The 23,650-nt window shown below is 61.2% G+C and carries 21 protein-coding genes and 1 pseudogene; 11 read left to right on the top strand and 11 right to left on the bottom strand.

Annotated features, from left to right (window positions below):
• Positions 1–46: 46 nt before the first annotated feature.
• The 5 genes and pseudogenes from ACZRMO_RS15725 (at position 47) to ACZRMO_RS15705 (ending at position 6,223) form a co-directional block, all read left to right on the top strand.
• Positions 47–2,617: a TonB-dependent receptor gene (locus tag ACZRMO_RS15725; protein ID WP_463973405.1), complete on the top strand. Its 2,571-nt coding sequence runs from the start codon at positions 47–49 to the stop codon at positions 2,615–2,617.
• Positions 2,618–2,753: 136 nt separating this feature from the next.
• Entirely contained in the window at positions 2,754–3,362 is a 609-nt protein-coding gene (locus tag ACZRMO_RS15720; RefSeq protein WP_463973404.1) for a biliverdin-producing heme oxygenase, read from the top strand.
• A gap of 184 nt (positions 3,363–3,546) precedes the next feature.
• A complete protein-coding gene (locus tag ACZRMO_RS15715; RefSeq protein WP_463973403.1) occupies positions 3,547–3,948 on the top strand; it encodes a YbaN family protein in 402 nt (133 codons plus the stop codon).
• Between the two features lie 85 nt (positions 3,949–4,033).
• Positions 4,034–5,365: pseudogene (locus tag ACZRMO_RS15710) on the top strand (methyl-accepting chemotaxis protein); the annotation flags it as partial.
• Positions 5,366–5,467: 102 nt separating this feature from the next.
• Positions 5,468–6,223 carry a methyl-accepting chemotaxis protein gene (locus ACZRMO_RS15705; RefSeq protein WP_463973539.1) on the top strand — a complete coding sequence of 252 codons (756 nt, stop codon included), beginning with the start codon at positions 5,468–5,470 and terminating at the stop codon, positions 6,221–6,223.
• 168 nt (positions 6,224–6,391) lie between these two features.
• Here ACZRMO_RS15705 and ACZRMO_RS15700 read toward each other — a convergent pair whose 3' ends face one another.
• Positions 6,392–6,955 (bottom strand): NAD(P)H nitroreductase, encoded by a 564-nt coding sequence (locus tag ACZRMO_RS15700; protein ID WP_463973402.1) that lies wholly within the window; start codon positions 6,953–6,955, stop codon positions 6,392–6,394.
• Positions 6,956–7,094: 139 nt separating this feature from the next.
• Between ACZRMO_RS15700 and ACZRMO_RS15695 the strand changes: the two genes are divergently transcribed.
• Genes ACZRMO_RS15695 through ACZRMO_RS15685 form a run of 3 tightly spaced genes read left to right on the top strand, consistent with a single transcriptional unit; the run spans position 7,095 to position 10,718 of the window.
• Entirely contained in the window at positions 7,095–8,522 is a 1,428-nt protein-coding gene (locus ACZRMO_RS15695) for a di-heme oxidoreductase family protein (protein ID WP_463973401.1), read from the top strand.
• Positions 8,523–8,553: 31 nt separating this feature from the next.
• Positions 8,554–9,618 (top strand): imelysin family protein, encoded by a 1,065-nt coding sequence (locus tag ACZRMO_RS15690; protein ID WP_448183301.1) that lies wholly within the window; start codon positions 8,554–8,556, stop codon positions 9,616–9,618.
• A gap of 2 nt (positions 9,619–9,620) precedes the next feature.
• Positions 9,621–10,718 carry a DUF1513 domain-containing protein gene (locus tag ACZRMO_RS15685; protein ID WP_463973538.1) on the top strand — a complete coding sequence of 366 codons (1,098 nt, stop codon included), beginning with the start codon at positions 9,621–9,623 and terminating at the stop codon, positions 10,716–10,718.
• A gap of 161 nt (positions 10,719–10,879) precedes the next feature.
• Here the strand turns inward: ACZRMO_RS15685 and ACZRMO_RS15680 are convergent, their stop codons facing one another.
• The 10 genes from ACZRMO_RS15680 to ACZRMO_RS15635 form a co-directional block, all read right to left on the bottom strand.
• Positions 10,880–11,107, bottom strand: coding sequence for a hypothetical protein (locus ACZRMO_RS15680; RefSeq protein WP_017738089.1), 228 nt, complete (start codon positions 11,105–11,107; stop codon positions 10,880–10,882).
• The gene (locus tag ACZRMO_RS15675; RefSeq protein ID WP_124524998.1) at positions 11,104–11,823 is read right to left on the bottom strand and encodes a lipopolysaccharide kinase InaA family protein; all 720 of its coding nucleotides are present in this window, start codon (positions 11,821–11,823) and stop codon (positions 11,104–11,106) included. The genes ACZRMO_RS15680 and ACZRMO_RS15675 overlap by 4 nt, the downstream gene beginning before the upstream one ends.
• A gap of 4 nt (positions 11,824–11,827) precedes the next feature.
• Positions 11,828–12,508, bottom strand: a complete 681-nt coding sequence (locus tag ACZRMO_RS15670; protein ID WP_124524999.1) for a class I SAM-dependent methyltransferase — start codon at positions 12,506–12,508, stop codon at positions 11,828–11,830.
• Positions 12,509–12,699: 191 nt separating this feature from the next.
• Complete coding sequence (locus ACZRMO_RS15665; RefSeq protein ID WP_463973400.1) at positions 12,700–13,980, bottom strand: sensor histidine kinase; 1,281 nt, start codon at positions 13,978–13,980, stop codon at positions 12,700–12,702.
• Positions 13,970–14,653 (bottom strand): two-component system response regulator ColR, encoded by a 684-nt coding sequence (gene colR, locus ACZRMO_RS15660; protein ID WP_026136965.1) that lies wholly within the window; start codon positions 14,651–14,653, stop codon positions 13,970–13,972. The genes ACZRMO_RS15665 and colR overlap by 11 nt, the downstream gene beginning before the upstream one ends.
• Before the next feature lie 337 nt (positions 14,654–14,990).
• On the bottom strand, positions 14,991–16,637 hold the full coding sequence (gene groL, locus ACZRMO_RS15655; protein WP_463973399.1) for a chaperonin GroEL: 1,647 nt from the start codon (positions 16,635–16,637) through the stop codon (positions 14,991–14,993).
• A gap of 50 nt (positions 16,638–16,687) precedes the next feature.
• The gene (locus ACZRMO_RS15650) at positions 16,688–16,984 is read right to left on the bottom strand and encodes a co-chaperone GroES (RefSeq protein ID WP_124525003.1); all 297 of its coding nucleotides are present in this window, start codon (positions 16,982–16,984) and stop codon (positions 16,688–16,690) included.
• Positions 16,985–17,230: 246 nt separating this feature from the next.
• Positions 17,231–17,707 carry an FxsA family protein gene (locus ACZRMO_RS15645; RefSeq protein ID WP_017736750.1) on the bottom strand — a complete coding sequence of 159 codons (477 nt, stop codon included), beginning with the start codon at positions 17,705–17,707 and terminating at the stop codon, positions 17,231–17,233.
• A 66-nt stretch (positions 17,708–17,773) separates the two neighbouring features.
• Positions 17,774–18,505, bottom strand: coding sequence for a HugZ family pyridoxamine 5'-phosphate oxidase (locus ACZRMO_RS15640; RefSeq protein WP_463973398.1), 732 nt, complete (start codon positions 18,503–18,505; stop codon positions 17,774–17,776).
• 106 nt (positions 18,506–18,611) lie between these two features.
• Positions 18,612–19,619 (bottom strand): DUF481 domain-containing protein, encoded by a 1,008-nt coding sequence (locus ACZRMO_RS15635; RefSeq protein WP_124525006.1) that lies wholly within the window; start codon positions 19,617–19,619, stop codon positions 18,612–18,614.
• Positions 19,620–19,812: 193 nt separating this feature from the next.
• On the opposite strand from ACZRMO_RS15635, the gene ACZRMO_RS15630 reads away from it, so the two are divergent.
• From ACZRMO_RS15630 to ACZRMO_RS15620, 3 genes are all read left to right on the top strand, one after another.
• Positions 19,813–20,127, top strand: coding sequence for an MGMT family protein (locus ACZRMO_RS15630; RefSeq protein ID WP_463973537.1), 315 nt, complete (start codon positions 19,813–19,815; stop codon positions 20,125–20,127).
• A gap of 43 nt (positions 20,128–20,170) precedes the next feature.
• A complete protein-coding gene (locus ACZRMO_RS15625; protein ID WP_463973397.1) occupies positions 20,171–21,703 on the top strand; it encodes an AmpG family muropeptide MFS transporter in 1,533 nt (510 codons plus the stop codon).
• Between the two features lie 216 nt (positions 21,704–21,919).
• Complete coding sequence (locus tag ACZRMO_RS15620; RefSeq protein ID WP_463973396.1) at positions 21,920–23,635, top strand: proline--tRNA ligase; 1,716 nt, start codon at positions 21,920–21,922, stop codon at positions 23,633–23,635.
• Positions 23,636–23,650: the final 15 nt, after the last annotated feature.

Below are 23,650 nucleotides of genomic sequence, written 5' to 3'. Positions count from 1 at the left end.
TTGTTTCAGTTCGCAACTATAAGATTCGTACTCCGGAGCGCTCTCGATGTCCTCTCGTTTCAACCGCCGGTCTTCCTTGCCCGTGCTGTCCGTGCTGACCGCCGCCATCCTGCTGGCTGGCGCGCCGGTGATGGCCGCCACCGCTGCCGAGCCTGCGCCGCGCAGCCACGGCAACTACAATTTCAGTATCGAGCAACAGCCGTTGGTGTCCGCGCTGAACGCCTTCACCAGCGTCACCGGCTGGCAAGTCGGCCTGCCGGCAGAGCTGGGCCAGGGTGTGTCGTCCCCTGGCGTACGTGGCCCGCTGCCACCGGAAAAAGCCTTGGATCAGTTGTTGGTGGGGACCAACCTGAGCTACCGCAAACTGGGCAACAACAACATCGTCCTGGAAAAACGTGCGGCCGGCGGCACCCTCAACCTGCAGCAAGTGACCATCAGCGCCACCCGCCACGAGCAGGATGTGACCAGCGTACCGAGCACCGTCAGCGTGCATGACCGCCAGGAGCTGGACCGCCTCAACGTCGGCAACAGCCGCGACCTGGTGCGCTACGAGCCCGGCGTCTCCGTGGGCGGCGCCGGTACTCGTTCGGGCAATGCCGGCTTCAACATCCGTGGCATTGACGGCGACCGCATCCTCACCCAGGTCGATGGCGTCGAAGTGCCCGATCACTTCTCCAACGGCCCATACGCGCAAACCCGTCGCAACTACGTCGACCCGGAGATCGTCAAGCGCGTTGAAATCCTGCGCGGACCGGCCTCGGCCCTGTACGGCAGCAGCGCCATCGGCGGCGCGGTGAGCTACTTCACCCTCGACCCCGACGACATCATCAAGCCCGGCCAGGACGTCGGCGCCCGCCTGAAGACCGGCTACAGCTCCGCCGACGAAAGCTGGCTGACCTCCGGCACCGTCGCCGGGCGTGTGCAGGACTTCGACGGCTTGCTGCACCTGAGCCAGCGCAACGGCCACGAGACCGAATCCTACGACGGCAACAACGTCACCGGCTTGAACCGCACCGCCGCCAACCCGGAAGACGCGCGCACCACCAACGTGCTCGCCAAGCTCGGCTGGAACTACGGCGATGACAACCGCCTGGGCTTCACCTATGAGAAGTACAAGGACGACCGCGACACCAATCAGAAGAGCGCCGTGGGCGGCCCGTACAACACCGGCTTCAACAGCAACCTGTACCGCGCACGCACCGGCAACGACACCATCAGCCGCGAGCGCTTTGGCCTGGAAAACAGCGTTGCCGTCGACTCGCTGTTTGCCGACCGCATCAAGACCAGCCTCAACTACCAGATCGCCAAGACCGACCAGACCACGGACGAACACTACGTGTCGGGCGCGCGCAATTTGTTGCGCCAACGGGAGACGCTCTACGAGGAAAAACAATGGGTGTTCGACGCCCAGCTGGACAAGGCGTTTGCCATTGGCGACACCGACCACGTGGTGACCTATGGCACCACCCTCAAGCAGGCGAAGGTCACCGGTTCACGCACCGGCAGCGCCACCTGCCTGACCGTCAGCACCTACTGCGCAACCGTTGGCGGCCCGAGCACCTTCCCATCGGACAAAGTCGTACCCGCCAGCGACTTCCCGGACCCGACCATCAACACCTACGCGCTGTTCGCCCAGGACCAGATCACCTGGGGCAAATGGACCTTCCTGCCCAGCGTGCGTTATGACTACACCCAGCTCAAGCCCAAGCTGACCGAGGACTTCCTCAACGCCACCGACCCGAATCGCGTCTACGCCCACGACGACAGCGACAAGACCTGGCACCGCGTGTCGCCGAAATTCGGCCTGACCTACGCCCTGACCGACAACTACACCTGGTTCGGCCAGTACGCCGAAGGCTTCCGCACGCCGTCGGCGAAAGCCCTGTACGGCCGCTTCGAAAATATCCAGCAAGGCTATGTGGTCGAACCCAACTCGGACCTCAAGCCGGAAAGCAGCAAGAGCTTCGAAACCGGCCTGCGCGGCAACTTCGAGGAAGGCAACTTCGACGTGGCGGTGTTCTACAACAAGTACCACGACTTCATCAACGAAGACGCGGCACTGCTGTCCCCCACCGGCACCGCGTTCAAGGCCAGCAACATCAAGCGCGCCACCATCAAGGGCGTGGAAGCCAAGGGTCGCCTGAACCTCGACAGCTTTGGTGCCCCGCAGGGCCTGTACACCCAGGGCTCGGTGGCCTATGCCTATGGCCGCAATGAAGACACCGGCGAGCCGATCAACAGTGTCAACCCGCTCAAGGGCGTGTTTGGCCTGGGCTACGAGCAGCAAAACTACGGCGCACTGGTCAGCTGGACCCTGGTCAAGAAGCAGGATCGTGTCGACAAGAACACCTTCTTCTCGCCCGACGGCGACACCAGCAAGGCCCCGTTCAAGACTCCAGGCTTTGGCATCGTTGACCTGACCGGTTTCTACAAAGTGACCAACGACGTGACCATCAACGGCGGCCTGTACAACGTGACCGACAAGAAATACTGGAACTGGGACGACGTGCGCAGCTTCGACAGCATTGGTGAAGCCGGCGTGACCGCGCCCGCCAATATCGACCGCCTGACCCAGCCTGGCCGCAACTTTGCGATCAACCTGATCTGGGATATCTGATAGCGCCTGCCTCACCCCGCCGATATTTAAGCGCCGGGGTGAGGTTTTTTTACTGTGCCGCGTCTTCTTGTTCGTCTATTTGATAACGGCTCTCTTTAAGAGCAACAAGGCGCTCCCCCTTCTCAAGGACTTTTTCATGACCGCTTCTCCTACCGCAGAACGCCCAAGCCTGCGCTCCCAGCGCCTGAACCAGATCACCAACGAACCGCACACCAAGCTCGACGCCCTCGTCAAAGCCCACGCGCCGTTCGAAACCCAAGCCAACTTTGCCCGCTTCGTGGTGGCGCAATACCTGTTCCAGTCGGAACTGGTGTCCCTGTACAACGATGCCGAACTGATCAAGATCGTCCCTGACCTGGCCGCACGCTGCCGCGCCGACGCCGCCAAGCTGGACCTGGCCGACCTCGACACCGACGTGCCGGCGCCCGTTGCCGGGGCGGTGAACAGCCCGAGCAAGGCCGAAGCCCTGGGCTGGCTGTTCGTGTCCGAAGGTTCCAAGCTGGGCGCCGCGTTCCTGATCAAACGCGCCGTGGGCCTGGGCCTGAGCGAAACCTTCGGTGCCCGTCACCTGGGCGAGCCGGCCGGTGGCCGTGCTGAAGGTTGGAAGAGCTTCACCCGCACCCTGGACGGCCTGGAATTCAGCGCTGAAGAAGAAGCCGCCGTGGAAAAAGGTGCAGTGGATGCGTTTGTGCGCTTCACCGTGCTGCTGGAACAGGCGTACGCTAGCGCCCCTGAACTGGCCTGACTCCCAGATTGAAATACAATTTAAATGTGGGAAAGGGCTTGTGTGGGAGCGGGCTTGCTCGCGAAGGCGTTGGGTCAGTCGACATCTTTATCAACTGACAGACTGTATTCGCGAGCAAGCCCGCTCCCACATTTGGATCTCATTTCAAGCTGATTTTTTGCTTTATCTTATTTTGCGCAAACCCATGACCGGCAGAACCCAATCCACCTCGAAAATCGCCCGGATCCTCTTCGGCCTGCTGGCCTACGTCAGCCTGGGCATTGGCTTGGTGGCGATTGTCATACCGGGTTTGCCCACCACCGAATTCATCCTGCTCGCCGCCTGGGCCGCCACCAAAAGCTCACCGCGCCTCAGCGCCTGGCTGGAAAACCACCGGTTGTTCGGGCCGATCCTGTTCAACTGGCGCAACGGCAAGATCATCGCCCGCCGCGCCAAGATCAGCGCCACCGTGAGCATGCTGCTCTGCGCCGGGCTGATGCTGGTGATGCTCGACCATGGCTGGCCGATCTACCTGGCAATTGCCGGGATGAGCCTGGGCAACCTGTGGATCTGGTCGCGCCCGGAGCGGCTCGCACGGCCCGCATAACGCTGCGCGTAGGACACTTCCTACCACTCATCGCCTCCCTCTCATGAAACGCCCCTCTGCGCCGATGCCAAAGACATAGCGCCGAATGGACTTGGCCGTGCTCCGCATACCAACAAGTCCATTCGCGAGTGAACCTATGTTCGACACCCTCTCCATCCGCTTGAAAATCGTGCTGTTGTCGGGGCTGTGCCTGCTGGGAGTGATTGCGCTGATCATCGGCGTCAACCTCTACCAGACCAGCCAGAACGATCAGTTGATCAGCGACTCAAGCTCGCGAATGCTCACCCACAGCGTGCAGAACCTGCTGCAAGCCAAGGCCGCCGAACAAGCGGTGCAGTTGCAGAAAAGCTTTGGCGAAAACCTGCTGGTGGTGACCGCCCTCGCCGACCAAGTCAAAGACTTGCGCGCCCTCGCCAACCAACGTGGCCTGGAACCCGGCGCCCTGCGTGAAGCCCTCAACCAAAGCGTCAAGACTGCCTTTGAGCGCAACCGCGCCGCGCTGGGCATCTGGTTGTCGTTCGAACCCAACGGGCTGGACGGCAAGGACAGCGAATTCATCGACGATAAAGCCCGTGTCTCCAACGAAAAAGGCCGTTTCTCCACCTACTGGAGCCGTGCCGGTGGCGAAAGCTTGAACACGATCATGGTCGAGGAAGACCTGACCAAGACCACCCTCAATCTCAGCGGAACGCCCTACAACATCTGGTACACCTGCCCACGGGACACCCGCAGCGTTTGCCTGTTGGACCCGTACGCCGATGAAGTGGCCGGCAAATCGATGCTGATGACCACCATCTCGCTGCCGCTGATCGTCGACGGCAAAGTCATCGGCGTGGTCGGCATCGACATTGCCCTCAACACCTTGCAAGCCGCCACGGATGCGGCGCAGAAAGACTTGTTCGACAGCACCGCGCACCTGGAGATTCTGGCCAGCGGCGGCCTGATCGCGGCCTACAGCGGCGAGCCGGCGCGGGTCGGCAAGAACCTGATCGACACCCTGGGTGCGGAGGGCAAGGAGATCGTGCAACTGCTGGCCAATGACACCCGCACGATCCGCGAGCAAGACGACACCATTCGTGCCGTGTACCCGGTCAAGCCAATCCCCGGAGCCAAATCCTGGGGCGTATTGGTCAAGTTGCCCAAGCAGGTGATGCTCGCCGACAACGTGAAAATGCAAGCCCTGCTCGACGAGGCCCAGGCCGCCGGCACCCTTAAGGCCCTGCTGGTCGGCGCCGCCGCTGGCTTGCTGGGCTTGCTGCTGATCTGGCTGACCGCCACCGGCGTGACCCGCCCGATCAACAACGTGGCCGCCATGCTCAAAGGCATTGCCAGCGGCGACGGCGACCTCACCCAACGCCTGGCCTATAGCAAAAAAGACGAACTGGGCGAATTGGCGAACGGCTTCAACGCCTTCCTCGACAAGCTGCAACCGACCATCGCGCAGATCAAGCAAAGCATCACCGAAGCGCGCGGCACCGCCGACCAGTCCTCGGCCATCGCACGCCAGACCAGCGAAGGCATGCAGGTGCAATTCCGCGAAATCGACCAGGTGGCCACCGCCTCCAATGAAATGAGCGCCACCGCCCATGACGTCGCCAACAGCGCCTCCAACGCCGCCAGCGCGGCACGCGGCGCCGATCAGTCGGCGCGTGAAGGCATGTCGATCATCGAGCAAAGCACCCGCGACATCACCACCCTCGCCGAAGAAGTCAGCAAGGCCGTGGGCGAAGTCGAGGCGCTAGCGGTGAACAGCGAGCAGATTGGCTCCGTGCTGGAAGTGATCCGCAGTATTGCCGAGCAGACCAACCTGCTGGCGCTCAACGCCGCCATCGAAGCGGCCCGCGCCGGCGAAAGCGGCCGGGGGTTTGCGGTGGTGGCCGACGAAGTGCGCAACCTGGCCAAGCGCACCCAGGATTCGGTGGAGGAAATCCGCGTGGTGATCGAACGCATCCAGAGCGGCACCCGTGGCGTGGTGGCGACCATGCATTCGAGCCAGAGCCAGGCCCAGAACAACGCCGGGCAGATCCATCAGGCGGTGCAGGCCCTGGGCAAGATCAGCGATGCCGTGACGGTGATCAGCGACATGAACCTGCAAATCGCCAGCGCCGCCGAACAACAGAGCGCCGTGGCCGAAGAGGTCAACCGCAACGTCTCGGCGATCCGCACCGTGACCGAGACGCTGACCGGCCAGGCCACGGAATCGGCGGCGATCAGCAGCCAACTGAATGCCTTGGCCAACCAGCAGATGACGTTGATGGATCAGTTCAGGGTTTAGTTCGCAATCCCAAGAACAATGGAATCCCCCTGTGGGAAAGGGGCTTGTGTGGGAGCGGGCTTGCTCGCGAAGGCGGCGTGTCAGCCAATTCATCTCTGACTGATCCACCGCCTTCGCGAGCAAGCCCGCTCCCACACAAGCCCGCCCCACATTTAGATCACCTTGGCCTTAAGCCCCGGGCCAAACCTGCACAAACGCCGCCACATCTTCCTTCGCCGCCGTACGCGGCGGGTTCTGCGGCGTACCCAGGTACAGGAAGCCAATCACTTCCTCACCTTCCGTCAGCCCCAAGCCTTGGGCAACGTGAGCCGAATACGACAACTCACCAGTACGCCACACCGCACCAATCCCCTGGGCATACGCCGCCAGCAGGATGCCATGGGCCGCGCAACCAGCCGCCAGCAACTGCTCGGACTTCGGCACCTTGAAGTGTTCCTGCAAACGCGCAATCACTACCACCACCAACGGCGCACGCAACGGGCCGTTCTGGGCCTTGTCGATCACCGCTTGCGGGGCGTCGGCGTCTTGCAGGCGCGCGGCCTCGGCCAACAACGTGCCCATCTGTTCACGAGCGGCGCCTTCCACCGTAAGGAAGCGCCACGGGCGCAGTTGGCCGTGGTCTGGCGCGCGCAGGGCGGCGGCGAACAGCACGTCGCGCTGCGCCTGGGTCGGTGCCGGTTCCAGCAGGCGCGGCACGGAAACACGGTTGAGCAAAGCGTCGAGAGCCTGCATTGGCCACCTCCAGAGAAAAATGTGCGGCCATTCTAGCGGGAATGCAGCGCCCCCCACCAAACGATAATTGCTCTTATTCCTTACGCCCTGCCCTGTTAGACTTTGCCACCTTATTTTTGCCCTTCGTTCAGGAAACTCGATGTCCCGTTGGCTTTTTCGCCTGTCCGCTGCCTTCCTGGCCTTGAGCCTGACTGCCTGCGGCGACGCGCCCCGGTTTACCAAGGCCGAGCCGGGTGAATCGCGGGCGGGCGGCGCGGCGACCGTGAACAAGCGCGACCAGAACGCGTTTTCCCTGCCCTCGGCCAACCTGTCGCCCACCCGCCGCCTGGATTTCAGCGTCGGCAACAGCTTCTTTCGCAGCCCCTGGGTGATTGCGCCGTCCACCACCACCGCGCGTGATGGCCTGGGCCCGCTGTTCAACACCAATGCCTGCCAGAACTGCCATATCAAGGACGGTCGCGGCCATCCGCCGTTGCCCGACGCGGCGAATGCGGTGTCGATGCTGGTGCGCCTGTCCATCCCGGACACCCCGGCCTACGCCAAGGCCATCGAGCAGATTGGCGTAGTGCCCGAGCCGGTCTACGGCGGGCAATTGCAGGACATGGCCGTGCCGGGCGTACCGCCCGAAGGCAAGGTGCGAGTCGATTACACACCGGTCAACGTGACGTTCAAGGACGGCACCGTGGTCGAGCTGCGCAAGCCAGACCTGCAGATTACCCAGCTCGGCTACGGCCCGATGCATCCAGATACACTTTTTTCGGCGCGCGTTGCCCCGCCGATGATCGGCCTGGGCTTGCTCGAAGCCATCAGCGACGCCGATATCCTGCGCAACACCGACCCCAAGACCGCCGACAAGGAAGCCATCGTCGGCCGGGCGAACTGGGTCTGGGATGACGCCCAGCACAAGACCGTCCTCGGGCGTTTTGGCTGGAAAGCCGGGCAACCGAACCTCAATCAACAAAATGTTCACGCGTTTTCTGGTGATATGGGCCTCACCACGTCCCTGAGACCCTTTGATGACTGCACCGATGCCCAAGTCGCCTGCAAACAGGCGCCTAACGGCGATGGCCCCGATGGCGAGCCGGAAGTCAGCGACAACATCCTGCGCCTGGTGCTGTTCTACACCCGCAATCTCGCCGTGCCGGCCCGGCGTGGCGTCAACACGCCCGAGGTGCTGGCCGGCAAGAACCTGTTCTACCAAGCCGGCTGCCAGGGTTGCCACACGCCCGCGTTCACCACGGCGGCCAATGCCGCCGAACCTGAACTGGCCAGCCAGGTGATCCGCCCCTACAGCGACCTGCTGTTGCACGACATGGGCGAAGGCCTTGCCGACAACCGCAGCGAATTCAAGGCCGGTGGCCGCGACTGGCGCACCGCGCCGTTGTGGGGCATCGGCCTGACTCAGACCGTAAGTGGCCACACCCAGTTGCTGCATGACGGCCGCGCCCGCAACCTGCTGGAAGCCGTGCTGTGGCACGGCGGTGAGGCACAAGCGGCGCAGCAGCATGTGTTGTCCTTTAATGCCGAACAGCGCGCCGCGTTGCTGGCGTTCCTGAATTCTTTATAAGCTTCGCCCCAATTACCGAAGGGAGCTTTACATGTTCCGTCCCAAGTTGTTGTTCACCAGCCTCGCCGCCCTCGCCCTGGGCGCCTGCTCGCCGCAAGACCCGCAAGCCGTGACCTCGGCGGCCATCGCCAAGCAAGTGATCCTGCCGACCTACAGCCGTTGGGTCGAAGCTGACCGCCAACTGGCCGTCAGCGCCCTGGCCTACTGCCAGGGCAAGGAAAGCCTGGATACCGCCCGCGCCGACTTCCTCCACGCGCAAAAGGCCTGGGCCGAGTTGCAACCGCTGCTGATCGGCCCGCTGGCCGAGGGCAACCGTTCGTGGCAGGTGCAGTTCTGGCCGGACAAGAAAAACCTCGTCGGTCGCCAAGTCGAACAGTTGGTCACCGCCCAACCGCAGATCGATGGCGCCGCACTGGCCAAATCCAGCGTGGTGGTTCAGGGCCTGTCGGCTTACGAATACATCCTCTACGACGCCAAGACCGACATCGCCGACGAAGCGCAGAAAGCCCGTTACTGCCCGTTGCTGGTCGCCATCGGTGACCGCCAGAAAGCCTTGGCCGAAGAGATCCTGGCGAGCTGGAACAGCACCGACGGCATGCTCGCGCAGATGAGCAAGTTTCCGAACCAGCGCTACGCCGATTCCCACGAAGCCATTGCCGATCTGCTGCGCGTCCAGGTGACCGCACTGGATACCCTGAAGAAGAAACTCGGCACGCCAATGGGCCGCCAGACCAAGGGTATCCCGCAGCCGTTCCAGGCCGATGCCTGGCGCAGCCAGTCGTCCCTGCAAAGCCTCGAGGCCAGCCTCGCCGCCGCCCAGACCGTATGGGTCGGCGTCGACAACAAAGGCTTGCGTGGCCTGCTGCCAGCGGATCAGAAGGCGTTGGCCGACAAGATCGACGCCGCCTACGCCGCCTCGCTGAAACTGTTCGCCAGCAACCAGCGCACCCTCAACGAACTGTTGGGTGACGATGCCGGCCGCCAACAGCTCAACGACCTCTATGACAGCCTCAACGTCGTCCACCGCCTGCACGAAGGCGAGCTGGCCAAGGCGCTGGGCATCCAATTGGGCTTTAACGCCAACGACGGTGACTGATGATGCTCAGGCGACAGGCTTTGGCCGTTGGCAGCGTGCTGCTCAGCGCCCTTACATTGGGTGGCTGGACGCTGTTCAAGCAGAAGGACAAGGGCCCGCTGCTGCTGTCGGCGCGGGATGATGGCGACGGCAAGCACTACGCCGTCGGGTTTCGCCTGGACGGCAAGCAGGTGTTTGCCACCCAGGTCGCCCAGCGCTGCCACGACATCATCAACCACCCGACGCTGCCGATTGCGCTGTTTGTCGCCCGTCGCCCGGGGACCGAGAGCTACCTGATCGACTTGCGCGACGGCACGCTGCTGCAAACCATCACCTCCCATGCCAATCGCCACTTTTATGGCCACGCGGTCATTCACAAGAGCGGCGACTGGCTGTACACCACCGAGAACGACACGTCCGACCCTGGCCGTGGTTTGCTCGGTGTGTACAAGTTCGAAGGCGAGCGGCTGGTGCACAGCGGTGAGATTTCCACCCATGGCATTGGCCCGCACCAGGTGTCATGGATGCCCGACGGTGAAACCCTGGTGGTGGCCAACGGCGGCATTCGCACCGAAGCCGAAAGCCGCGTCGAGATGAACCTCAACGCCATGGAGCCGAGCCTGGTGCTGATGCACCGCGACGGCACGTTGATCAGCAAGGAAACCCTCGGCCAGCAGATGAACAGCGTACGCCACATGGGGATCGCCAGCGATGGCACCATCCTTACCGGGCAGCAGTTCATGGGGCCGTCCCAGGAGCGTTCCGAGTTGCTCGCGATCAAGCGGCCCGGGCAACCGTTCGTGGCGTTCCCGGTGGCCGATGAGCAGTTGCAGGCCATGGGGCACTACACCGCCAGCGTCGCCGTGCACAGCGAGTTGCGCCTGGTGGCGTTGACCGCGCCGCGGGGCAATCGCTTCTTTATCTGGGACATGGACAGCCTTGAGCTGCGCCTGGACGGCCCGCTGCCAGACTGTGCCGGCGTGGGCGCAGTGGCCGATGGGTTCGTCGTCACATCCGGCCAAGGCCGTTGCCGTTTCTACGACTGCCGCCAAACACCGTTGGTGGCAAAACCCTTGGAATTGCCGGCAGGGCTGTGGGATAACCACCTGCACTTAGTCTGATCGTTCCCACGCTCCGCGTGGGAATGCTACCCGTGACGCTCTGCGTCACCCTGGCGGGACGCAGAGCGTCCCAAGAGGCGTTCCCACGCAGAGCGTGGGAACGATCAACGCACAAAAAAGGCCTCGCATTGCGAGGCCTTTTTTATGGGGTTTGCATCGTTTCAACTCTGCGGCCTCATGCCTTGGGACATGCCAAACATAAACAACAGCAACTCATGATCAGGCTTGACCGCCGTACTCGCCTTGGCGACGCGCGGCAGCAAGCACTGCGCGCTGCCTTGCACGGCACTGAGGACTTGTGTGCGAGGTTGTTCCCATGCGGCCAGGGCCAGCGCTGCAACGCCCATCGCCCCCACCAGGAACAAACCTCGTGCTATTTCTAGCTTCATCTGGTTAAACCCTTGATAGCGCTGCCAAACGCCGTCTCGTAAAAGTAGCTGAGTTTGTTCCAGTCGGCGCTGTTCCACGACGAATGGCGCCGCAGTTGCTGCATATCGTGGGAAGCCGCGCGATAAGCGGTCAACCGTTGCCGGCATTTCTCGAAATCCAGCAAGGCAATGTCGACGTTGGCCGAGTCGCCTGTACCGGTGACGCGTACAAAAACGTGCTTGGCATACAGGCAACCGTGCTGCCAGCGGCCCTTGTGCATACGCACCAATGTCCCGGCCAACTCTTTGAGCACACGTTCGTGGACCAACTCGCCGTACTGTTCGCGGCCACCGGCGGCGTACCAGTTTTCGATTTCATCGAAGCCGTCCAGGGCCGCCGTCACCAACAGGGCTTTCCATTGGTGCTCTGGGTCGCGACGCGCCCCGCAAAACACCAGGTCCGGCACCCGCACATCGAGTGCGCGCAGGCCCTTGAGTGCGTCACGCTCGCGCAACACAGTCGGGCGCCCGAAGGGATGCAACCAACTGCGGTAGATATGCCCGGTCTGGCGCTTGCTGTAGAGCAAGCGGCCATTGGGGCCGGTCACCCGCTGCACACCACTTTCACCGCCACGCCGACGATTGGGTTCCTCGACCCACTCACCCTGCTGGCGCCAGAAAAAATCGAACTTCTCTTCGGGAGCTACATGACTGCCTACTACGCACTCAACTGCCATCCTGTTACCTCTTTCTCAATACATACACTCGCCACATGGCGTAGAGCGGCATGAAGTCCAGAGATTCCTGAACGCGGAAACCGGCCTGCTCGAATTCGTCTTCAACAGTAGCAGCTGGTAACACAAAGCGATTTTGGTAACCGTCCTGCTCACTTTTCCCCTGACGTTTTGCTTCGAGGCGCTTACGTTTCCATGCCTTGAAATTGCCATCGACCCACAGCGAAAGGATCACGCTGTCGCGTGTAACACGCTGAAACTCTCGCAATATCGCTACCCGGTGCGCCGGGTCACCAATGTGGTGCAGCAAGCGCATGCAGAAAATGCTGTCCACCGAGTTATCCGGCAAATCGATATCGAAGGCAGATGTCTGCAAGGGCCGTACCCGTTTCACCACATCGGCGGGTTGAGCGGCCATCGCGACCTTCAACATCGACTCGGAATTGTCCGCGCCGATAATCACGCGGTTGGGTTTTTCGGCCAACAGCGGCCAGAAGCGCCCCGCGCCGCACGGCAGGTCCAGCACCAGGCCAGGCTCACCGGCCATGGCCAACGCACCACGGGCCAATTGCTCATCGCGTTTGTGGGACAGCCGGCGCGCCAGATTGTCCTTGTGCTTGAGCAAATATTCCTGGGCGTGCTGATCGTCGTACTTATCGGAAAATTCGAGCTTGATCGGGGTAGACATCAACGGATCTCCAGTTACTGATGCCTACAACCTTAAGCATCCAACTGTGATCATCCGGTCAACTCTTTGTGAAAAACTTGTCCTGTCTAATCCCATACATTTCAAGACTTTACGGACACATTCAGTATCATGTAGCCATCTTCGCCGAAAATCAGCACCAGCTTGCCGCAGCATAACGGCAAGCCGGGCCTTCAGGACTTGACCTGGCTCAGCTCAACGTGAAAGCGGCAGCCGTTGGGTTCCACGGTGCTCAGGCTGACGCTCCAGCCCTGGTTCTCACAGATCCGCTGCACCAGCGACAGGCCCAGGCCAAGGCCTTCGCCGCGCTTCTCGCTGCCACGCACAAAGGGCTCGAACATGGCTTCGCGCTTGTCTTCCGGGATGCCCACACCTGAGTCCTCCACCACGAAACCTTCCGGCTCCAGTGTCAGGCGGATAAAGCCGTGCTCGGTGTAGTGCAGGGCATTGCGCAGCAAGTTACCCATGACCGCGTGCAGAAAGGTGGCGTTGTAGCGCGTATCCAGCGGGTTGCCCGGCTGATAGATCAGCTCCAGGCCTTTGCGTTCGATAGGCTCGCGCCAGATGCCGAGCAGATCGTCCGCCACCAGCTCCAGCGTGACCTGGGGCGACATGCTGCCATCGTCGTGCTGGGCGCGGGCGAGCATGAGGAAGGTCTGCACCAGCTCGCGCATTTCTTCGCAGGCGCGGGCGATGCGTTCCACTTGGTTGCGCCCGCGCTGGTCGATGGCCGGGTTTTCCAGCAGCAACTCGCAGGAGCTGGCCAGGACCATCAACGGCGTGCGCAATTCATGGCTCACATCACTGGTGAACAACTGCTCGCGAGACAGTGCCTGGCGCAGGCGCCCCAGGGTGGCGTCGAACGCCACGGCCAGTTCGCCTACTTCATCGGCCGCGTAATCCGGCGCCAGGGGCGGTGCCAGTCCGAGCAATTGGTCGCGGTGGCGCACTTGGCGGGCCAGGCGCACCACCGGTGCCATCACTTTGCGCGCCAGCACCCAGCCGAGGAACACCGCGAGTGCCAGGCTGAGCACAAAGCCCACCAGCACCACGGCGAACAGCACGCGCTCACGTTCTTCAAAATCGCTTTGATCTTGCAGCAGCACGTAGCGCCGGCCATCCACCACTTCGACCATGGCGTGGTACGACAGCGCCTCACGGAACACTTCATGGAAGCCCGGCTCCAGGTGACGCAGATCCTTGGGCAACTCGAAATCCCCAGGGCCGCCGCTGAAATAAAACAGCTGGTCCGGCTCGGGGCGGTGGTTCCAGTCCTCGACGCTGTCCATCAGCAGCAGGCGTTGCAAGTCACCGCCCAGGCCCGCCGAGATCAGTTTCTCTTCCACCAGGTGTACGGTGGCGACGATGCCCATGGCGAAGGCCCCCGCCACCAACGCACTCATCAAGGCAAAGGCGATGATGATCCGTTGGGCAAGGCTTTGCTTAAACTCCATCACGCCCCTCGGCCAGGCGATAACCGACGCCGTGCACCGTTTGCAGCAACGGCTTGGCGAACGGTTTGTCGATCACTTGGCGCAATTGATGGACGTGGCTGCGCAGGCTGTCGCTGTCGGGGCAGTCATCACCCCACAGGGCCTCTTCGAGGATTTCGCGACGCAGGACGTGGGGACTTTTCTGCATCAGCACCGCCAGCAATTTCAGGCCGACCGGGTTGAGCTTGAGCAGGCGCCCTTCGCGGGTGACTTCCAGGGTATCGAGGTCGTAGCTCAGATCAGCCACTTGCAAGGCACGGCGGCCGCCACCCTGGGCGCGGCGCAGCACGGCTTCGATACGTGCGGCCAGTTCCGACAGGGCGAAGGGTTTGAGCAGGTAGTCATCGGCGCCGGACTTGAAGCCCTGCAGCCGGTCATCCAATTGGTCGCGGGCGGTGAGCATGATCACCGGCGTGTCGCGGCGCGCGTCTTCGCGCAGGCGCTTGCACAGGGTGTAGCCATCGATGCCGGGCAGCATGATGTCGAGCACGATCAAGTCGTAATGCTCGGTGGCGGCCAGGTGCAGGCCCGACAAACCGTCCTGCGCACAGTCCACGGTATAGCCTTTGAGCCCCAGGTAATCAGCCAGGTTGGCCAGAATATCGCGGTTGTCTTCAACCAATAGAATTCGCATGGGCAGTGTCTCCGTACGCGGTAACGGCCGTGTTGGCTCGCGCAGCTTAAGGCCAAGTGTGGTTCAGGGATAGACCTGCAAGGCCCGTCGATACAGGTTTTCAACCGATATTTCAATTGAACGAGATTTTCACTATAGCTTCACGTATTGAACACAGCGACGATGAAAAAATTATCGATGGGGCACACATTCTCATCGACAGATCGACCGCTTTCGCGGGCAAGCCCGCTCCCACATTGGGATGGGAAACACTTCAAAACCTTGACCCTGTGCCCAAAAAAAAGCCCCGCCTGCATCACTGCAGGCGGGGCTTTTTCAGTACGGGGGTAAGGCTGGCTTACATCATGCCGCCCATGCCACCCATGCCGCCCATGTCTGGCATACCACCGCCGCCAGCGCCTTCAGCCTTTGGCTTGTCAGCAATCGCAACTTCGGTGGTCAGCAGCAGACCAGCGATAGAAGCGGCAGCCTGCAACGCCGAACGGGTCACTTTGGTTGGGTCCAGGATACCCATCTCAACCATGTCACCGTATTCGCTGGTTGCGGCGTTGTAACCGTAGTTACCTTTACCGTTCTTCACTTCGTTGACCACAACACTTGGCTCGTCGCCGCTGTTGGAAGCGATCTGACGCAGTGGCGATTCAACGGCACGACGCAGAACAGCGATACCAACGTTCTGGTCAGCATTGTCGCCTTTAAGGTCAACCAGGGCTTCCAGAGCACGGATCAGCGCAACGCCACCGCCAGGTACCACGCCTTCTTCAACGGCTGCACGGGTTGCGTGCAGGGCGTCTTCAACGCGGGCTTTCTTCTCTTTCATTTCTACTTCGGAACCAGCGCCAACCTTGATCACTGCAACGCCGCCGGACAGCTTGGCCAGGCGCTCTTGCAGTTTTTCACGGTCGTAGTCGGACGAAGTTTCGGCAACCTGGGCGCGGATCTGGGTGATGCGCGACTGGATGTCAGCTTCAACGCCAGCACCGTCAACGATGATGGTGTTTTCCTTGGAGATGGTCACGCGCTTGGCGCTGCCCAGGTTTTCCAGGGTGGCGCTTTCCAGGCTCAGGCCGATCTCTTCGGAGATAACGGTACCGCCGGTCAGAACAGCGATGTCCTGCAGCATGGCCTTGCGACGGTCGCCGAAGCCTGGAGCCTTGACGGCTGCGACTTTAACGATGCCACGCATGTTGTTCACAACCAGAGTCGCCAGGGCTTCGCCTTCAACGTCTTCGGAAACGATCAGCAGTGGACGGCCGGCTTTGGCAACGGCTTCCAGTACTGGCAGCATTTCGCGGATGTTCGAGATCTTTTTGTCGACCAGCAGGATCAGCGGGCTTTCCAGCTCGGCAACCATGGTGTCTGGCTTGTTGACGAAGTACGGGGACAGGTAGCCACGGTCGAACTGCATGCCTTCTACAACCGACAGTTCGTTTTCCAGGCCAGTGCCTTCTTCAACGGTGATCACGCCTTCTTTACCGACTTTTTCCATGGCTTCGGCAATGATGTCGCCGATGGAGTTGTCGGAGTTGGCGGAGATGGTGCCTACCTGAGCGATTGCCTTGGTGTCAGCGCAAGGCTTGGACAGGTTTTTCAGCTCGGCAACAATGGCGATGGTCGCCTTGTCGATGCCGCGCTTGAGGTCCATCGGGTTCATGCCGGCAGCGACGGCTTTCAGGCCTTCGTTGACGATCGACTGAGCCAGAACGGTAGCAGTGGTAGTACCGTCGCCTGCGTCATCGTTGGCACGGGAGGCAACGTCTTTGACCAGCTGCGCGCCCATGTTTTCGAAACGGTCTTCCAGTTCGATTTCTTTGGCGACGGAAACGCCGTCCTTGGTGATGGTCGGAGCGCCGAAGCTCTTCTCGATGATCACGTTACGGCCTTTCGGGCCCAGGGTCGCTTTTACTGCGTCAGCCAGGATGTTGACACCGGTGAGCATTTTTTTACGGGCGGAATCGCCGAATTTAACTTCTTTAGCAGCCATGATCGATATTCCTTAAATACTTTGTAGTAACGGGAAAATGAGCGGGGAAATCAGTCTTCCAGAACGGCGAGAATCTCGTTCTCAGCCATGACCAGCAGATCTTCGCCATCAACTTTCACAGTGTTGCTGCCGGAGTAAGGGCCGAATACAACCTTGTCACCGACTTTAACGGCCAGCGCACGCACGTCACCGTTTTCCAGAGTCTTGCCTGGGCCTGCAGCGACGATCACACCGTGGTTGGCTTTTTCAGCAGCCGAACCTGGCAGTACGATACCGCCAGCGGTTTTCTTTTCTTCTTCGCTGCGCTTGATAACGACGCGGTCGTGCAGAGGACGAAGCTTGCTCATTGTCGATCTCTCCTAATTGTGTTTTTCATCGGCCGGTATCAGTACCGGCGGGTTGTATTCCGGCTGTGCCGGTCACGCCTCGCCAAGCAAGACGCGGAAGTCTGTCTGGTGTCGCCACCAGAAACCTTGCGGTGACCGTTACATAAGGGCGCATAAGCTTATTACAAGGGGCCTCGGCGGAATTTTTTTACCTGTGCCGACGGCTGAATGCAACACGGCACCCGAAGGTGCCGTGCCAGTGAAGCGTTATTTGCTGTCGCGGTGTTCGAACTCGCCTTCGATCACATCACCTTCACGCCCCAGCGGTTGGCGCGGGGCCGGGCCGCCACGGGGTTGCAGGTCGTCGGCGAACGCGCGTTGGCGCAGTGCAGCCTCTTCGGCACGTTGGCGCATCTTGCCGGCGAGCAGCTTGCGCGAGAACGGCAGCAACAGCAGCAGGCCGATCACGTCACTGATGAAACCGGGCAGTATCAACAGGCCACCGGCCAAGGCCATCATCAGGCCCTCAAGCATGGTCTGGGCTGGCAGCTCGCCACGATTCAGGCTTTCACGGGCACGCAGTGCCGTGGCCAGGCCGGCGACGCGCAGCACCAATACGCCAAGCATCGAGCCGAGAATAATCAGCAGCAATGCCGGGAAAAACCCGATCGCACTGCTGACTTGAACAAAGACGAACAGCTCCAACACTGGAAATAGCAGAAAGAGCAATAAAAAAGGGCGCATCAACTGGTTCCTCAACGCAAGAATGCCTTGCTAGTCCACCTTAGATGACGTCGCCGTTCCGTGAATTCAAGCGCTGGCTGCAGTTTTTTTCGGCCAGACCTCGGCGTGAGCCAATGAAACCAGGGCTTCGCGCACTTGTGTCGGCGTGTTGCAAGACTCTGCAAAAGGCAGCCAATGCAACGACTGGCCGACACGCAAGTGCATGCCTTCACTGTCGATGCCGGCCAACTGCGCGGGCTCGCGGGTGGGCAAGCCGGTCAACGCGACGTAGTGGGCGATGGCCTTGGTGTGGTCGCTGTTCATGTGTTCGATCATGCTGCGCTCAACCTTGCCGGCGAACGGGTTGGCCAGGGTGAGTTGATCAACCCAGTGAATTGCGCCAAACCCACCGATGTAGCGATGGCGTACCGGCTTGAGCACCCAGAAATCGAAGTCATGGGCCTTGTGGTAGTTGGCCGAGTCGGGGAAATAGCGGTAGTAACGCTCTGCCGCCGCTTCAATCGCAGCCGGGTCTTCGATCTTCTCGGCTTCACCCAGGTAGGTCAGGCGCCCTACCGCTTGCACGTCATCCGCCTCGCGCTCGCCGACCAGCAGCGAGCACTTGGGGTCTTTTTGCAGGTTATGGGTGTGCTGGGCGATGCGGCTGATCAGGATCAGCGGGCGGCCCTGTTCGTCGAGGCAGTAAGGCACCACTGAACCGAAAGGAAACCCGGGCATGGCCTTGGACAGTGTGGAGAGAGCCCCACGGTATTCCTTGAGCAACAGCTCTCGGGCGTTCTTGGCAACCTGTGCGCTCAACGTATGACTCCTCGGGGTATTCAGCCGCCCATACATATGGGAATGGATCTCAACACAAGGTAATCAATATCCGCAGAGGTTGCCAAGCAGGTTTTGTTCGACCGTGTTACCAGGCCACGCCAAAACCAGCGGTGTAGCGGGTCTTGCTCAAGCTGCTGTCGGAATCGCCACTGATGATGTCGCGCTCGGCCTTGAGGTTGAGGGACGCCCATTCGGTGACTTTGTAGCGCAGGCCCATTTCCGCATCCAGGGAGTAGTCGATCGGCCCATCGACCGGTTTGCCCAATTCCCCTGTGGTGAAGAACTCAACGGTCTTGCCCACCAGGTAGCGGTTGTAGTTCCACTTCATGGCCAACGAGTAGAAATGGTCTTTGCCACCCTCGGAATACTCGTAATCGGTGCGGTTGACCAGGGAACCGAGGGAGAACGCGCCCAGTTCATCATCCCAGAACTGGTAGCCCGGGCCGGTACCGACGGTGCGCTGGCGGGACAGGTCTTCAACCTTGTCGCGCTTGTAGGTCAGACGGCCCTGCCAGAACCAGTGCTCGGTGATAAACCGGTCCAGGTCATATTCCAGCGCCCAGTTGTCGGTAGTGGTCACGTCATCCTGGAACTCGCGGTTGTACTCGCCCTGCCCGGTGTGGCGCCACAGGCCATGACGCGCGGTGGTCTTGAAGTCGATGTCGTAGTCGTTGGTGTCTTTTTCCGCACGCTTGTAGTCCAGCGCCAGATCGACATTGCCCTTCCACACCAGGTCTTCGATCACCGGCTTGGGCTTGATGATCTGCTGGATGCTGGCCAGGTCGACGGTTTTCGGTGCCTCGCCATTGGCCAGCACCACCTTGCCGTCATCCGCCGCTTTCAACGACTTGGCCTTCTCGCCGGTGTAGGCGTCCTGCTTGACCAGCAACTCCTGGTCGCTCTCCAGGGTTTTCACCTGTTTCCAGTCAATCGGGATGGCCCCTGCGTAGTCGGTCTGAATCAGCAGCTTGCCACCGTCGAAGACTTTGATCTTGCCGCTCAGGCGGTCACCGTTCTTCAACCAGACGGTGTCAGCCAGCAAGGGCGTGGAGGCGCTGAAAACAGCAAGGCACAGCAGGGTTCTGGACAACATAAGCGGATTCGGGGCTCAGGATTGGCGAAAAGGGCGCGTTATCGTGTTAGATAGCTAGGACTGACTCAAGGATTAAAATTGAGTTCAATTCTCATCGGCATGTTTACAGACGTTTCTTACAATCAGGCTGAAGTTCTCAACGGATGCACCCACAGTGAATCAACCCGCCGACACCCCACAAAGCCCCGCCGAAATGCGCCGTACGGCGCTGTACCTGACGCTGACCCAGGTGCCCGAAGGCTGCGTGGTGAGTTACGGCGAGCTGGCACAGCTAGCCGGACTGGGCCGCGCGGCACGCTGGGTCGGGCGCACGTTGAGCCAGTTGCCGCAAGACACGCGGTTGCCCTGGCACCGGGTGCTGGCTGCCGGTGGTCGGATAAGTCTGCCGGTGGGTAGTGCCTCAGGCGACGAACAACGTGCGCGTTTACGCAGCGAAGGCGTCAGTATCCTGAACAATCGCGTGGATATTCAGCGTCATGGCTGGCGCCCGGTAGAGCACAGCGGTTAGAGTGCGCGCTTTGTTTTCGCAATCCTGAGGCAGACTCCAGCCCATGCCCCGTAAAACCTGGCGCGCCGCGCTCGCCGCCTATGCCAGCCCCTCGACATTAGTCCTGTTGTTGCTCGGCTTTGCCGCCGGCTTGCCTTACATGTTGGTGTTCTCGACGCTTTCGGTGTGGCTGCGTGAGGCCGGTGTGGCCCGCGAGACCATCGGCTATGCGAGCCTGATCGGTTTGGCGTACGCCTTCAAATGGGTCTGGTCGCCGCTGCTGGATCAGTGGCGCCTGCCAATCCTCGGCAAACTCGGGCGGCGTCGTTCCTGGCTGGTGCTTGCCCAGTCGCTGGTGATTCTCGGATTGATCGGCATGGGTTTCTGCGATCCGCAGAAACACCTGTCCTGGCTGATAGCCATCGCCGTGGTCGTGGCCTTCGCGTCTGCCACCCAGGATATTGCGGTGGACGCCTACCGCCTGGAAATTGCCGACGACAGCCGCCAGGCAGCCCTGGCGGCCAGCTATATGTCCGGCTACCGCATCGCCGCCCTGCTGGCCACGGCCGGTGCGCTGTTCTTTGCCGAAGGTTTCGGCTCTACCGGTTTCAACTACCAACACTCGGCGTGGCTCGGCACCTATGTGCTGTTCGGCGTACTGATGGTGCCGGCGCTGCTGACCACCCTGTTCATGCGCGAACCCAATGTGCCACTGCGCACCCAGTTGCAGGCCGGGCGCTACAGTTTTGTGCACCAATTGGTCTCGGTGTTTGTGCTGATTGTGCTGCTGGTGTCGGTGCCGGCGATGTTCACCCAGCTGTACAACACCGATTTCGAGAGCGTGCTGTTCCACGGCATGAGCCTGTGGGACCTGTTGATGGACGACCGCGCGTTCCTGCGGGCCATCCTCTATATCACCCTCACCGCGCTGTGCCTGTCGGCCATGGGCCGTCGCGGCCTGGCGCCGGTGCTGACGCCGGTCAACGATTTCATCCTGCGTTACCGTTGGCAGGCGCTGCTGCTGCTTGGGCTGATTGCCACTTACCGCATGTCCGACACGGTGATGGGCGTAATGGCCAACGTGTTCTACATCGACCAGGGCTTTACCAAGGACCAGATCGCCGGGGTCAGCAAGATCTTCGGCCTGATCATGACCCTGCTCGGCGCTGGCATGGGCGGCCTGCTGATTGTGCGGTTCGGTATCTTGCCGATCCTGTTTATAGGCGGCGTGTTCTCGGCCGGCACCAACCTGCTGTTCGTCGCGCTGGCCGATATGGGCCCGGACCTGCAGATGCTGATTTTCACCATTTCCCTGGATAACTTCAGCTCGGGCATGGCGACCTCGGCGTTCGTCGCCTACTTGTCGAGCCTGACCAACCTGAAGTTCTCCGCCACCCAATACGCCCTGCTCAGCTCGATCATGCTGCTGCTGCCACGCCTGATCGGCGGGTATTCGGGGGTGATGGTGGAGAAGTTCGGTTATCACAACTTCTTCCTGATCACCTGCCTGCTGGGTGTGCCGACGTTGTTTCTGATTGCGTTGCATTGGTTCCAGGAAAACCGGCGGGCGCGGTTGAATCCGCCAGTAGAAGACTAACCGACCTGCTTTTGTGGCGAGGGAGCTTGCTCCCGCTGGGGTGCGAAGCGCCCCCAAAAAGCCGGCGACTGCTGCGCAGCCGAGCGGGAGCAAGCTCCCTCGCCACAGCAAGCCCGCTCCCACAGACCCCTCTGCATTCTGATACCTGTACTCCGGCTGCCCACGCCCGTACAATCCCAAGTCATTTCAAGTCCAAGCAACCGACAACGGCCTACCATGCGTACCAGTCAATATTTGCTCGCCACACAGAAAGAAACGCCTTCCGACGCGGTTGTGATCAGCCATCAGCTGATGCTGCGCGCCGGTATGATCCGCAAACTGGCCTCCGGCCTGTACACCTGGCTGCCCATGGGCTTGAAGGTGATGCGCAAGGTCGAAGCCATCGTTCGCGAAGAAATGAACGCCGCCGGCTCTCTGGAAGTGTTGATGCCGAGCACCCAACCGGCTGAACTGTGGCAGGAATCCGGGCGCTGGGAAGAGTACGGCCCGGAATTGCTGCGCTTCAAGGATCGTCATGGCCGCGATTTCTGCGCCGGCCCGACCCACGAAGAAGTGATCACCGACCTGATGCGCAATGAGCTGAGCAGCTACAAGCAGCTGCCGCTGAACCTGTATCAGATCCAGACCAAGTTCCGTGACGAAATCCGCCCACGCTTCGGCTTGATGCGCGGCCGCGAATTCATCATGAAGGACGCCTATTCGTTCCACGCTGACCAGGCGTCCCTGCAGGTCACTTACGACCGCATGCACACCGCCTACTGCAACGTGTTCACGCGCCTGGGCCTGAAATTCCGCCCGGTTGAAGCGGACAACGGTTCCATCGGCGGCGCCGGCTCCCACGAGTTCCACGTACTGGCCGAATCCGGCGAAGACGATATCGTGTTCAGCAACGGCTCCGACTACGCGGCGAACATCGAAAAAGCCGAAGCCGTGCCACGGGAAACGTCCCGCGCCGCACCCGCCGAAGAGCTGCGCCTGGTAGACACCCCGGAGACCAAGACCATCGCGGCCCTGGTGGAAAAATTCAATCTGCCGATTGAAAAGACCATCAAGACCCTGATCGTGCGCGCCGAGGAAGAAGGCAAGCTGATCGCCCTGGTGATTCGTGGCGACCACGAGCTCAACGAAATCAAAGCCGCCCAGCAACCTGGCGTGGCCAGCCCGCTGGTCATGGCCACCGATGCCGAACTGCGCGACGCCATTGGCGCCGGCGCCGGTTCCCTCGGCCCGCTGAACCTGCCGCTGCCGATCATCATCGACCGTTCGGTCGAGCTGATGAGCGACTTCGGCATCGGCGCGAACATCGACGACAAGCACTACTTCGGCGTGAACTGGGAGCGTGACCTGCCGGTTCCGACCGTAGCCGACCTGCGTAACGTCGTCGCTGGCGACCCAAGCCCGGACGGCAAGGGCACCCTGGAAATCAAGCGCGGCATCGAAGTCGGGCACATCTTCCAGTTGGGCAACAAGTACAGCCAGGCGATGAACTGCAAAGTGCTGGGCGAAAACGGCAAGCCGGTGATCCTCGAAATGGGTTGCTACGGCATTGGCGTGTCCCGCGTGGTTGCCGCTGCCATCGAGCAGAACAACGACGAAAACGGCATCATCTGGAGCGACACCCTGGCGCCGTTCCAGATCGCCCTGGTGCCCCTGCGCTACGAAACCGAGCAAGTACGCGAAGCCACCGACAAGCTGTATGCCGAACTGACGGCCGCCGGTTTTGAAGTGCTGCTGGATGACCGGGACAAGAAAACCAGCCCGGGCATCAAGTTCGCCGACATGGAACTGATTGGCATCCCGCACCGGATCGTGGTCAGTGACCGCGGCCTGGCCGATGGCAATCTGGAATACAAGAGCCGGACCGAAGCCGAAGCCCAACCGTTGCCGGTGGCTGACGTGCTGTCTTTCCTTCAGGCGCGTATTCGTCGCTGAAAACCAGATCAAGAG

The organism is Pseudomonas sp. B611 (assembly GCF_055407965.1).
The sequence above is the reverse complement of the archived record's forward strand: the minus strand, read 5'-3'. Positions and strand labels throughout refer to the sequence as shown.

Bases quoted from the DNA above. Each gene is read 5' to 3' on its own strand.
- ACZRMO_RS15620 (WP_463973396.1), top strand. From the start codon at position 21,920: ATGCGTACCAGTCAATATTTGCTCGCCACACAGAAAGAAACGCCTTCC.
- ACZRMO_RS15650 (WP_124525003.1), bottom strand. From the start codon at position 16,984: ATGAGCAAGCTTCGTCCTCTGCACGACCGCGTCGTTATCAAGCGCAGC.
- ACZRMO_RS15715 (WP_463973403.1), top strand. From the start codon at position 3,547: ATGACCGGCAGAACCCAATCCACCTCGAAAATCGCCCGGATCCTCTTC.
- ACZRMO_RS15675 (WP_124524998.1), bottom strand. From the start codon at position 11,823: ATGGCAGTTGAGTGCGTAGTAGGCAGTCATGTAGCTCCCGAAGAGAAG.
- ACZRMO_RS15665 (WP_463973400.1), bottom strand. From the start codon at position 13,980: ATGGAGTTTAAGCAAAGCCTTGCCCAACGGATCATCATCGCCTTTGCC.
- ACZRMO_RS15680 (WP_017738089.1), bottom strand. From the start codon at position 11,107: ATGAAGCTAGAAATAGCACGAGGTTTGTTCCTGGTGGGGGCGATGGGC.
- ACZRMO_RS15630 (WP_463973537.1), top strand. From the start codon at position 19,813: ATGCGCCGTACGGCGCTGTACCTGACGCTGACCCAGGTGCCCGAAGGC.
- ACZRMO_RS15690 (WP_448183301.1), top strand. From the start codon at position 8,554: ATGTTCCGTCCCAAGTTGTTGTTCACCAGCCTCGCCGCCCTCGCCCTG.
- ACZRMO_RS15705 (WP_463973539.1), top strand. From the start codon at position 5,468: ATGCAGGTGCAATTCCGCGAAATCGACCAGGTGGCCACCGCCTCCAAT.
- ACZRMO_RS15670 (WP_124524999.1), bottom strand. From the start codon at position 12,508: ATGTCTACCCCGATCAAGCTCGAATTTTCCGATAAGTACGACGATCAG.
- ACZRMO_RS15720 (WP_463973404.1), top strand. From the start codon at position 2,754: ATGACCGCTTCTCCTACCGCAGAACGCCCAAGCCTGCGCTCCCAGCGC.
- ACZRMO_RS15700 (WP_463973402.1), bottom strand. From the start codon at position 6,955: ATGCAGGCTCTCGACGCTTTGCTCAACCGTGTTTCCGTGCCGCGCCTG.
- ACZRMO_RS15645 (WP_017736750.1), bottom strand. From the start codon at position 17,707: ATGCGCCCTTTTTTATTGCTCTTTCTGCTATTTCCAGTGTTGGAGCTG.
- ACZRMO_RS15625 (WP_463973397.1), top strand. From the start codon at position 20,171: ATGCCCCGTAAAACCTGGCGCGCCGCGCTCGCCGCCTATGCCAGCCCC.
- ACZRMO_RS15725 (WP_463973405.1), top strand. From the start codon at position 47: ATGTCCTCTCGTTTCAACCGCCGGTCTTCCTTGCCCGTGCTGTCCGTG.
- colR (WP_026136965.1), bottom strand. From the start codon at position 14,653: ATGCGAATTCTATTGGTTGAAGACAACCGCGATATTCTGGCCAACCTG.
- ACZRMO_RS15695 (WP_463973401.1), top strand. From the start codon at position 7,095: ATGTCCCGTTGGCTTTTTCGCCTGTCCGCTGCCTTCCTGGCCTTGAGC.
- ACZRMO_RS15685 (WP_463973538.1), top strand. From the start codon at position 9,621: ATGCTCAGGCGACAGGCTTTGGCCGTTGGCAGCGTGCTGCTCAGCGCC.
- groL (WP_463973399.1), bottom strand. From the start codon at position 16,637: ATGGCTGCTAAAGAAGTTAAATTCGGCGATTCCGCCCGTAAAAAAATG.
- ACZRMO_RS15635 (WP_124525006.1), bottom strand. From the start codon at position 19,619: ATGTTGTCCAGAACCCTGCTGTGCCTTGCTGTTTTCAGCGCCTCCACG.